This is a genomic window from Telluria sp. AZSoR62 (genome assembly GCF_058111565.1).
Genome location: NZ_JBYTST010000369.1, coordinates 1 through 263 on the forward strand (window position 1 = coordinate 1; position 263 = coordinate 263).

1 protein-coding gene is annotated in these 263 nt (G+C 51.7%); it reads right to left on the minus strand.

All coding sequences use genetic code 11. The features are described from left to right. Positions 1 to 185 (minus strand): hypothetical protein (locus tag AC3XQU_RS24130; protein WP_489876654.1); only part of this gene is annotated, 185 nt, incomplete at its 3' end. Positions 186 to 263 lie beyond the last annotated feature (78 nt).

The following is a 263-nucleotide window of genomic DNA, read 5'->3' on the forward strand; positions in this document are numbered from 1 at the left end:
TGCTCTGATGGCAAAATCAGGTGCTTGATCTTGGTTGAGATCTGAGTGGGAATTCCGTACTCGTCCAGTGCGGTGAGTAGGGGGTCAAGGAACATGTTTTCCAGTTGCTCAGCGAAGAAGCTGAAGTCTCCAGGCTCGTACCCGTGTTGCTCCAGCACGTCGACCTGAATTTTGTGAATCGCCATGATGTCCCGAGGTAATCTGAAGCACACCATGTTCCTGATGAATTTCAGGCGCAGGTTAATGGCTCCACTCGCCGAGAC